The sequence below is a fragment of the Streptomyces sp. NPDC007084 genome (genome assembly GCF_040703595.1).
In the GTDB taxonomy this organism is placed as follows: domain Bacteria; phylum Actinomycetota; class Actinomycetes; order Streptomycetales; family Streptomycetaceae; genus Streptomyces.
On sequence record NZ_JBEYFY010000140.1, the window covers coordinates 1 to 1098 of the forward strand.

Sequence of the window (1098 nt, forward strand, 5' to 3'; positions counted from 1 at the left end):
TGGATTCTGGTCTAAGCAGTGAGGTGTGAGATGTGTCAAATGCATTTCTCTTTAACATTGAGCTGTGATGGGGAAGCAACTACGGTTGCGAACTCTCTGATGTCACACTGCCAAGAAAAGCTTCTAGCGTAAAGTCATATCTACCCGTACCGCAAACCGACACAGGTAGTCGAGGCGAGTAGCCTCAGGTGATCGAGAGAACTCTCGTTAAGGAACTCGGCAAAATAGCCCCGTAACTTCGGGAGAAGGGGTGCTGGTGTAAAAGCCAGCCGCAGTGAATAGGCCCAAGCAACTGTTTATCAAAAACACAGCTCTCTGCTAAACCGCAAGGTGATGTATAGGGGGTGACGCCTGCCCGGTGCTGGAAGGTTAAGAGGAGTGCTTAGACGTAAGTCGAAGGTATGAATTGAAGCCCCAGTAAACGGCGGCCGTAACTATAACGGTCCTAAGGTAGCGAAATTCCTTGTCGGGTAAGTTCCGACCCGCACGAAAGGCGTAATGATTTGGGCACTGTCTCAACGAGAGACTCGGTGAAATTTTAGTACCTGTGAAGATGCAGGTTACCCGCGACAGGACGGAAAGACCCCATGGAGCTTTACTGTAGTTTGATATTGAGTACCTGTAAGTCATGTACAGGATAGGTAGGAGCCATTGAAATAGGGACGCTAGTTTCTATTGAGGCGTTGTTGGGATACTACCCTTGACTTATGGTTACTCTAACCCGCTGGCATAATCGGCCAGGGAGACAGTGTCTGACGGACAGTTTGACTGGGGCGGTCGCCTCCTAAAGAGTAACGGAGGCGCTCAAAGGTTGGCTCAGATTGGTTGGAAATCAATCGTAGAGTGTAAAGGTAAAAGCCAGCTTGACTGCGAGAGCTACAACTCGAGCAGGTAGGAAACTAGGACTTAGTGATCCGGTGGTACCGCATGGAAGGGCCATCGCTCAACGGATAAAAGCTACCCTGGGGATAACAGGCTTATCTCCCCCAAGAGTTCACATCGACGGGGAGGTTTGGCACCTCGATGTCGGCTCGTCGCATCCTGGGGCTGTAGTCGGTCCCAAGGGTTGGGCTGTTCGCCCATTAAAGCGGCACGCGA

The 1098-nt window shown here is 51.0% G+C and carries 1 rRNA gene; it reads left to right on the top strand.

From position 1 onward, the window contains the following. Positions 1-1098: ribosomal RNA gene (locus AB0912_RS35955) — 23S ribosomal RNA — on the top strand; the annotation flags it as partial.